Genomic DNA, 10,362 nt, shown 5'->3' with positions numbered 1-10,362 from the left:
TTCATGGCCTTTTTCTTTCGCTTGCTCTTCTGTTAAACCTACCCACGCCGCTTCTGGGTGTGTATAGATTACAGAAATGATTGTGTCATAGTTGACTTGTGCAGCATGACCGTGAATACGTTCAACAGCCATTACGCCTTCTTCCATTGCTTTATGCGCAAGCATTGGACCACGTACCAAGTCACCAATTGCATATACACCTTCAACAGAAGTTGCACACCAATCGTTCACTTCAACTAAACCACGTTCAGTGAGTTTAATACCTGAATCATCAGCCAATAAACCTTCTGCATAAGCACGACGACCAACACAAACAATTAATTTATCGAAAGTTTGAGTTTTTTCTTCGCCACCTTGCGTGTACTTAACGGTTACTTCACGACCGTTAACTTCAGTACCTGCAACTTTAGCGCCTACGCGAATGTCTAAACCTTGTTTAGTCAATAATTTTTGGTAATCTTTAGCCAATGCTTTATCAGCCATTGGTAAGAATGCATCCATTGCTTCAAATACAACAACTTCAGCACCTAAACGACGCCATACTGAACCAAGTTCTAAACCAATTACGCCAGCACCAATAACACCTAAACGCTTAGGAACTTCTTGGAATTCTAAAGCACCAGTTGAATCAACAATAATGTCTTGATCAACAGGAGCTACAGGAATATTTACAGGCACAGAACCAGATGCAAGAATCACATATTTTGGCTCTAAAATTTGAGTTTCACCTTCATGAGAAACAAACTCAACTTTTTTACCAGCAAGTAATTTACCAGTACCTTTTAACCATTCGATACCATTCCCTTTAAGAAGGCCGTCGATACCCATAGTTAATTGGTTTACGATTTTATCTTTACGATCAAGAAGTTTAGCCAAGTCAAACTTCACTTCACCTGTTGTAATACCGTGATCATCTAAATGATGAACTGTATCTTCGTAGCGGTGAGAAGAATCAAGTAAAGCTTTAGAAGGAATACAACCCACGTTTAAGCACGTCCCACCTAAAGATGGTTTGCCTTTGTGAATACGTTTTTCAATACACGCAACTTTAAAACCAAGCTGCGCTGCACGAATTGCTGCTTCGTAACCACCTGGGCCACCGCCAATTACAACAAGATCAAATTGTTGAGACATTTTTATCTCCAAAAATGGGCTTAGAGGATCGCTCTAAGCCCATGTTTTATTCTTTAGAATTAAAGGTCAAGGATCAATTTAGCTGGTTCTTCTAACAATTCTTTGATTGTTACCAAGAAACCTACAGCTTCTTTACCATCGATTAGACGGTGGTCATAAGAAAGCGCTAAATACATCATCGGTAAGATTTCTACTTGACCGTTTACAGCCATAGGGCGCTCTTGGATTTTATGCATACCCAAAATCGCAGTTTGTGGTGTATTCAAGATCGGAGTCGACAACAATGAACCGAAAGTACCACCGTTGGTGATTGTGAACGTACCGCCAGTCATGTCTTCGATGCCCAATTTACCATCACGTGCTTTGTAAGCAAAGTCACGGATACCATTTTCAACTTCAGCATAGTTCATGCGGTCTGTATCACGAAGCACAGGTACAACTAGACCACGCTCAGAAGATACTGCTACACCGATGTCATAGTAACCGTGGTAAACAATGTCATCACCGTCAATTGAAGCGTTAACTGCTGGGTAGCGTTTAAGCGCTTCAGTTGCAGCTTTAACAAAGAAAGACATAAAGCCAAGACGCGCACCGTGACGCTTCTCAAATGCGTCTTTGTATTGTGCACGCATTTCCATGATTGGCTTCATGTTCACTTCGTTAAACGTCGTCAACATTGCAGTTTCTTGCGTTGCAGCAAGCAGACGCTCAGCAACACGCTTACGAAGACGTGTCATTGGAACACGCTTCTCAATACGCTCACCTACAGCAACACTTAATGGTGCTGCAGCTGGAGCTGCTGGTTTAGTTTGGTGATTTGCCACATCTTCTTTCGTGATACGACCACCACGGCCTGTACCTGCAACATCAGCAGCTGGAATGCCAGACTCAGTCAATGCTTTACGCACAGCAGGCGCTTGATCAGCAACTTGAGCACGTTCAACGACTGGTGCAGCACCCGCTTCAGTTTGAACAACCGCTTGTTCTACTTTCGCTTCAGACTGAACTGCTTCAGTTTGCGCAGCGCCAGATACAGCACCTTCTTCAAACTGTGCAATCACTTCATTTGAAAGAACTGTGTCACCTTCACCTTTAATGATCGATGCAATTGTACCGTCAGCAGGAGCAACAACTTCTAAAACAACTTTATCTGTTTCAATATCACAGATCACTTCATCACGTGATACTGCTTCACCTGGTTGTTTGTGCCAAGTTGCGATTGTTCCATCCGCAACTGACTCAGGGAATACCGGTGCTTTAATTTCGGTTGCCATTACTAAGAATCTCCTGTTATTCAGCTACGATCGCTAAAGCGTCATTTACGAGCTGAGCTTGTTGTTTTGCATGCAAATATGGTGAACCACAAGCCGGTGCAGCAGAAGCTTCACGACCTGCATAACTGATACGTACTGGTTTAGCCGACTTCATTACATCATCATATAGACGAGGAGCAATAAATAACCAAGCACCTTGGTTCTTCGGCTCTTCTTGCGTCCAAACGATGTCTTTCACATTTGGATATTGAGCAAGAACTTCAGCAATACGTTGTTCAGGGTATGGATACAATTGTTCAATACGAACGATTGCAGTGTTATTCAACTCTTGCTCACGACGTTTCTCAAGCAAGTCATAGTAAACCTTACCACCACACAGAACCAGACGGGTTACATCTGACTTGTTGATATTGTCGATTTCATCAATCACAGTTTGGAATGTACCGTTTGCAAGTTCACTTAAAGTAGACGTTGCAAGCTTGTGACGAAGTAAAGACTTCGGTGACATAATGATCATTGGCTTACGAATTGGGCGAATCGCTTGACGACGTAAAGCATGGAAAATCTGTGCAGGCGTAGTCGGTGTCATCACTTGCATGTTGTCTTCAGCACATAGCTGTAAGAAACGCTCTAAACGTGCAGATGAGTGCTCTGGACCTTGACCTTCAAAACCGTGAGGAAGAAGTAAGGTTAAACCACACACACGCTCCCACTTGGTTTCACCTGATGCGATGAACTGATCGATTACCACCTGTGCACAGTTTGCGAAGTCACCAAATTGTGCTTCCCAAATGATCAAACTCTTAGGCAGAGTCGTTGCATAACCATACTCAAAACCTAACACCGCCATTTCAGACAACAATGAGTCATAAATAGCAGTACGTGGTTGATTTTCTTTGATATGACAAAGTGGAATGTACGTTGAACCATCCACTTGGTTATGCAGTTTTGCATGACGGTGTGAGAAGGTACCACGACCAACGTCTTCACCAGTCAAACGAACCAAATAGCCATCATCTAAAATAGATGCATAAGCCAAAGTTTCTGCAGCACCCCAGTTCAATGGAATTTCGCCAGTTTGCATTTTTAAGCGATCATCAATCACTTTTGCAACTTGACGCTGCATCACAAAACCTTCAGGAAGCTCGCGCATTTTGCGACCAAGTTCTTTTAAGCGATCTTCAGAACATGTTGTATCCCATACGTCTGTATAGTCATGTCCTAAGTACGGTGCCCAATCTACAAACATTTTTGTATTTGGTTTAAGTACCAATGCATTTGCAACGTGCTTACCTGCTTCTAAATCAGCACGGTAGTCTTCAACCATTTGATCTGCTTTAGCACGGTCTAATACGCTTTCTTGAACCAATTGGTCTGCATACAGCGCACGTGTTGTCGTTTTCTTGTTGATGACTTGATACATCATTGGCTGAGTTGCAGCTGGCTCGTCCGCTTCGTTGTGACCACGGCGGCGGTAACAGAACATGTCAATGACAACGTCTTTACGGAAAGTATGACGGAAGTCATGTGCCAATTGCGCAACAAACAATACTGATTCAGGATCATCACCGTTCACATGGAAAATCGGTGCTTGGATCATTTTCGCGATGTCCGTACAGTATTCTGTAGAACGCGCATCACGTGGATCAGATGTTGTGAAACCTACTTGGTTATTCACCACAATGTGAACCGTACCACCCACTGTATAGCCACGTGTTTGTGACATTTGGAAGGTTTCTTGGTTAACACCTTGACCTGCAAATGCAGCATCACCGTGAACAATTACTGGCAATACATCATCGCCACCAATATCTTTACGACGTACTTGACGTGCACGTACTGAACCTTCAACTACAGGGCCGACGATTTCTAAGTGTGATGGGTTAAACGCCAATGCCAAGTGAACTTCGCCACCTTGAGTCATTACGTTTGAAGAGAAACCTTGGTGGTACTTAACGTCACCAGAACCTTTTTTATGTAAGCTCTTACCTTCGAACTCACCAAATAGGTCTGCTGGGTTTTTACCCATGATGTTTACAAGAAGGTTCAAACGACCACGGTGTGGCATACCAATGACCACTTCTTTACAACCTACAGAACCTGCACGCTGAATTAAAGCATCAACCATTGGAATGAAAGATTCACCACCTTCCACGCCGAAACGTTTTGCACCAACATATTTATTCCCTAGGAATTTTTCTAGGCCTTCAGCCGCAGTTAAACGCTCTAATACGTGTTTTTTCTGTTCTGCAGTGAAGTTGAATTGACCACGTGCACCTTCAAGGCGTTGTTGAATCCAACGTTTTTCCTTGGTATCAACAATGTGCATGTATTCTGCACCAATTGAAGCACAGTACGTTGCTTCCATGGCTTGAACCATTTCACCTAGAGTTGCTTCGTCTTTACCAATCAAAAGATTACCTGTATTGAATACAGTGTCAAAATCAGATTGGGTTAAGCCATGTGCAGCAAGGTCAAGATCTGGCACGATTTCACGTTTTGCCAAACCTAAAGGATCAAGCTTCGCTTTTTGGTGACCGCGGTTACGGTACGCTGCAATCAGTTGTAGTACGCCAATTTGACGACGTTCATGTTCTGTACTAACAGAACTTTGTACCACTGCTTGAACACGACTTGAATTACGACCTAGTAATAAGAATTGCTCACGTACATTGCTGTGTGGTTGATCACCTTTCGGGTATTTATCGAAGTATGCACGCCAGTCAGCTTCTACTGAGTCTGGTGCAGCCAAGTACTGCTCATAAAGTTCTTCAATATACGCTGCACTATCAGCGGAAAGTTCAGTGTCAAGACGCAATGCGTCAGCAACTTCTTGCATTTGTGGACCCATTTCCTATTGCAAAAACATTTCAGGATGCTTTTTAAGCGAACCCATGATTAGTAATGTCAAATTGGTAACATGACATTAGTCCCCATAAGGCGGATGCCATGAGGCGTTATCACTACATTAGAATTACCCAATGTGACAATGAATCATAACGCCCTCAGCGGCATCATCACTCATTCATACCCGGCCAAAACCGAGCAATTTTTTGCAAATCGACTTAGAAAAAATAAGGCATTGCATTATTTTTTCTAAAGCGACTAACTCTTCATTTATACTCGCTCTAATGCAGCTTAAATGTTGAATTAATGTACATATTTAGCGCGCATTTTTTAAATATAAATGTGCAAAAATTTTAACATACTCCCCATATTTCAATTGATTTTTTTGACACATACCTTTCATAAATTGGCGAAATACACATATCAAAATTTCATCTAATATATGGTGCTTTAAATAAAACCGAGTTTCAACGTAGACCAAAGTCTACTCCAAAAAACACATACGAAAAGAGAGCATCATCTTTCAATATGCCCTCCCCATCAACCACATCCATCTTAACATCTTCATAACTTTTTTTGCAGACTCATACTTGCACTTATTTATGACATTTGTTTTAAATCGTCGCGCTTTTCACCAATCTGGTGCAATTTCCACAAAAGCCACCTATCACAAACAAAAATAGTGCCAAGCTCACGCTTTCACTCAACTTTATTTTTACAGCAAAAATCTAGCTATAAAATAAAAAAGCACACCCTAAAGGTGTGCTTTTTCTAACTGATAAATCAGCCTAGAGATTAACCCGCAGCATCTAAAAGCATGTTACGGATATGACCGATTGCTTTAGTTGGATTCAAACCTTTAGGACACACTGATACACAGTTCATGATGCCTTTACAACGGAATAGCGAGAACGGGTCGTCTAGACGAGCCAAACGCTCTTGAGTTGCTGTATCACGAGAGTCAATGATAAAACGGTATGCATTCAACAACGCTGAAGGACCCAAGAACTTGTCTGGGTTCCACCAGAATGATGGGCATGAAGTTGAACAACAAGCACAAAGAATACATTCATATAAACCATCTAAGTGTTCACGCTCTTCAGGAGACTGTAAACGCTCTTTTGGTGGCGCAGGTTGATTATTAATCAAGAATGGATGAATTTTGTTGTACTGATCGTAGAACTGATTCATATCCACAACTAAATCTTTAACCACTGGCAAACCAGGTAAAGGACGCACTGTAATCACTTCTGGTAAGTCGTTTAGGTTCCAAAGGCACGCTAAACCATTTTTACCATTGATGTTCACACCATCCGAACCACAAATACCTTCACGGCATGAGCGGCGGAATGTTAATGACTCATCCTGTACTTTCAATGCAAGAAGTGCATCAAGCAACATACGATGCTTATCAGTCAACTCTAACTTGAAAGTTTGCATGTACGGCGCTGCATCCTTATCAGGATCGTAGCGGTAGATATTAAATGTACGAGTACCTCTACTCATCTTACTTCTCCCAATTAGAATGTACGTGGTTTAGGTGGAATTGCAGCAACAGACAATGGCTTGTAACGTACTGGCTTGTACTCAAGACGGTTATCGCTAGAGAACCATAATGTGTGCTTCATCCACTCATCATCACGACGACCATATGGGTAAGCTGGGTGATCTGGCGACTCTTCAAAGTCTACAACCGTATGCGCACCACGGCACTCTTTACGAGCTGCTGCTGAAATTAATGTCGCTTTAGCCACTTCATACAAGTTTTCAACTTCTAAAGCTTCTACACGCGCTGTGTTAAATACTTTAGATTTGTCTTTCAAGTGAATGTTACGTACACGTGGTTCAATCGCAAGAATCTGCTTCACACCTTCTTCAAGAAGTGCAGTTGTACGGAATACACCAGCATGGTCTTGAACGATGTCACGGATTGCATCTGCAACTTCTTGAGCATTTTCACCTGTAGATGAGTCATCCAACTTACGGATACGTGCAACAGTTTGCTCAAGTACAGTCGTAGGAAGCGGTTGGTATTCATCACCGTGATGTTTAGTCACGTAATCAATGATGTGCTCACCCGCAGCTTTACCAAATACAACCAAGTCAAGTAATGAGTTCGTACCTAAACGGTTTGCACCATGTACAGACACGCAAGAACACTCACCAATTGCATAGAAGCCTTTAACAGGTTTCGTAAAATTACGATCGCCCGCATTAGTCGAATAGATATCGCTATCTTTGTCATAATGTGCTGCAAATGCTTCAGTTTCAGAACCTTCAGGCACAACCACTTGACCGTGGATATTCGTTGGAATACCACCCATTTGGTAGTGAATTGTTGGTACTACTGGAATTGGCTCTTTGGTGATGTCAACGTTCGCGAATTTCTTACCAATCTCGAATACAGATGGAAGACGCTTCATGATCGTTTCAGCACCCAAGTGCGTCATATCAAGCAAGATGTAGTCTTTTTTCGGACCACAACCACGACCTTCTTTAATTTCTTGATCCATAGAACGTGATACGAAGTCACGTGGCGCCAAGTCTTTTAAAGTAGGTGCATAGCGTTCCATGAATGGCTCACCTGCATCGTTACGAAGGATTGCACCTTCACCACGACAACCTTCAGTTAACAATACACCTGCGCCAGCAACACCCGTTGGGTGGAACTGCCAGAATTCCATATCTTGCAATGGAATACCTGCACGCGCAGCCATACCAAGGCCGTCACCAGTGTTGATATAAGCATTGGTTGATGCACGGTAAACACGACCCGCACCGCCTGTAGCAAACAATGTCGCTTTGGCTTGGAATACTGCAATTTTACCCGTTTCTTGGTCAATTGCTGTTACACCAAGAACATCACCCGCTTCGTTACGAATCAGGTCAAGTGCGATCCATTCAACAAAGAATTGTGTACCCATTTTCACGTTGCTTTGATAAAGCGTGTGAAGAAGTGCGTGACCTGTACGGTCAGCAGCAGCACATGCACGTGGAACCGCTTTTTCACCGTAGTTTGCAGAGTGACCACCGAATGGACGTTGGTAAATCGTACCGTCTGCGTTACGGTCAAATGGCATACCTAAGTGTTCTAACTCATAAACCACTTGTGGCGCTTCACGCGTCATAAATTCGATCGCGTCTTGGTCGCCTAACCAGTCAGAACCTTTAACAGTGTCGTAGAAGTGGTAGTGCCAGTTATCTTCTTGCATATTACCAAGAGATGCACCAATACCACCCTGCGCTGCAACTGTGTGCGAACGAGTTGGGAATACTTTAGTTAAAACAGCAACTTTCAAACCAGCTTGAGCAAGTTGGTAAGACGCGCGCATACCTGAACCACCACCACCAACGATGACAGCATCGAAAGTTTCGTGTGGAATATTTGTGTAATCTTCTTTAGGGGTTATAGCGCCCATGATCTATTCCTATCAATTCGCCCAAAAAATCTGGATTGCCCAGATCGCATATGCAAATACAGCAATAATTACTGCTGAAGTCAGTACAAGGCGTAAACCTGAAGCTGAAGGACCCATTTGACGAGTAGTCACATAATCCGTGAATACCTGCCACATACCAATCCAAGCATGTGCAACAAGAGATAAGACGGCCAATAAAGATAAAATCTTCATTGGAGCTGTCATCATAAAGCCGTACCACTGTTCATAGCTAAAACCGCCATTGCATAGGATCCAACCTAAAACAACAACTGTATAAACCGCTAATACGACAGCACTTACACGTTGGATAAACCAATCGCGAGAACCTGAACCCGTTAAACCAGTAGCACTTTTCATTAGATAACAATCCATACAAATGCCGCAACGATACCGATTGCAGACAAGATCAATGAAATAGTAGCTGCGATACGACCACTTTGCAGTTCTTCAGTAATACCGATATCTGCAAGTAAGTGCTTAACACCCGCAATAAAGTGGAAAATTAAGCCGGCTACAAATACCCATACGACAAAACGCACAATGAAGCTATTAAAAATAGCCTGAACTTGAGCAAATCCTTCAGGCGAAGACAATGACTTGTCTAAGATCCATAGAAGTACCGGTACGAGTAAAAATACGATGACACCTGATAGACGGTGTAAGATTGATGCAATAGCCACAGGGGATTTTAAGTTTACTTCTAAAACTTGACCCATGGACAAATTGACAGGTCTGTTGCTTTTCACAGCGGGCATCCTGTAAGTAAAAACTCCATCCGGAGTTTGTTGGAATTAATTCGAAGGAAAGCTGGCATTGTTCAGCAGTTACTTTAAAACTCTAAATTAAATAGCGTTTGAACTTAAAACGACACTGAATTATAAGACGTGAACTATCAAAATACAAACAATGCCCTTGGCCTTTTTGCATAAAAATTCTTTAAATAAGAATCATTAACACATAGATAAATACCTTGCGCTACAATACTTTAGCTTCAAATCTCAGCTATATGGTTGGTTTTTATAAAATAAACACCAAATTCAAGCGCTAAAATTTATACAAAAATGGGAAAATTCGACTTTAGACTAATGATGCACAAAAAAGTCTTGTTTTAAAAACTGGCTAATTTCACTGCTTTATTTTAATCATTTTTTATTTATATATAAAATGTTCATTATTTTATTTTAATATAGTGGCATAAATATGCATGATGTTGGTGCAACAGATTAATCCCCTACAAGATTGAAATATCTCGTAATAAATTTTAATTAAAACAATTTTTCACATCCGTATAAATAAAAAAAGTGACTGATATACCGTTTTCGAAATACCAAATAAGCTATTTTTTATACAATTAAATCATTTTTTTTGAGTCACTTATTGTTTTTAACAATGACTACGAAAGCAGCATTTTCTTTTTAAAATGATGCGTAAGTTACGAGAATCATAATAAATGTAAATATATGACGACTTGAATTCTGTTTCTTTTCAAGCGCTTTTTTCAATATAAAACTGCTTACAATTGCGCCAGCAACATTTTTTATTTATGCACTTGCTCGTTGAATTAACTTATTATAGTGTGTCGGTGCTGTGATTTTATGCAAATTTTAATGGATTAAATCTTAACTATAACTTCGGAAGTCATCATTTTATCCATAAGTATAATTGAC

7 protein-coding genes are annotated in these 10,362 nt (G+C 41.3%); all 7 read right to left on the bottom strand.

Annotation, left to right across the window (positions count from 1 at the left end):
• On the bottom strand, window positions 1–1,134 hold a 1,134-nt coding region (gene lpdA, locus ACY3FQ_RS04285; protein ID WP_489773641.1), incomplete at its 3' end, for a dihydrolipoyl dehydrogenase.
• Between the two features lie 59 nt (window positions 1,135–1,193).
• The gene (gene odhB, locus ACY3FQ_RS04280; protein ID WP_279690546.1) at window positions 1,194–2,408 is read right to left on the bottom strand and encodes a 2-oxoglutarate dehydrogenase complex dihydrolipoyllysine-residue succinyltransferase; all 1,215 of its coding nucleotides are present in this window, start codon (window positions 2,406–2,408) and stop codon (window positions 1,194–1,196) included.
• Between the two features lie 16 nt (window positions 2,409–2,424).
• Entirely contained in the window at window positions 2,425–5,247 is a 2,823-nt protein-coding gene (locus tag ACY3FQ_RS04275; protein ID WP_279690562.1) for a 2-oxoglutarate dehydrogenase E1 component, read from the bottom strand.
• An 803-nt stretch (window positions 5,248–6,050) separates the two neighbouring features.
• Window positions 6,051–6,761: a succinate dehydrogenase iron-sulfur subunit gene (locus ACY3FQ_RS04270; protein ID WP_004982744.1), complete on the bottom strand. Its 711-nt coding sequence runs from the start codon at window positions 6,759–6,761 to the stop codon at window positions 6,051–6,053.
• A gap of 14 nt (window positions 6,762–6,775) precedes the next feature.
• Window positions 6,776–8,674 carry an FAD-binding protein gene (locus ACY3FQ_RS04265; protein WP_004695556.1) on the bottom strand — a complete coding sequence of 633 codons (1,899 nt, stop codon included), beginning with the start codon at window positions 8,672–8,674 and terminating at the stop codon, window positions 6,776–6,778.
• Between the two features lie 12 nt (window positions 8,675–8,686).
• Complete coding sequence (sdhD, locus tag ACY3FQ_RS04260) at window positions 8,687–9,052, bottom strand: succinate dehydrogenase, hydrophobic membrane anchor protein (RefSeq protein WP_004695554.1); 366 nt, start codon at window positions 9,050–9,052, stop codon at window positions 8,687–8,689.
• Window positions 9,052–9,450: a succinate dehydrogenase, cytochrome b556 subunit gene (sdhC, locus tag ACY3FQ_RS04255; protein ID WP_279690544.1), complete on the bottom strand. Its 399-nt coding sequence runs from the start codon at window positions 9,448–9,450 to the stop codon at window positions 9,052–9,054. Before sdhC ends, sdhD begins: the two co-directional genes overlap by 1 nt.
• Between the last annotated feature and the right edge of the window lie 912 nt (window positions 9,451–10,362).

Source organism: Acinetobacter sp. AB03 (assembly GCF_058107045.1).
The sequence above is the reverse complement of the archived record's forward strand: the minus strand, read 5'-3'. Positions and strand labels throughout refer to the sequence as shown.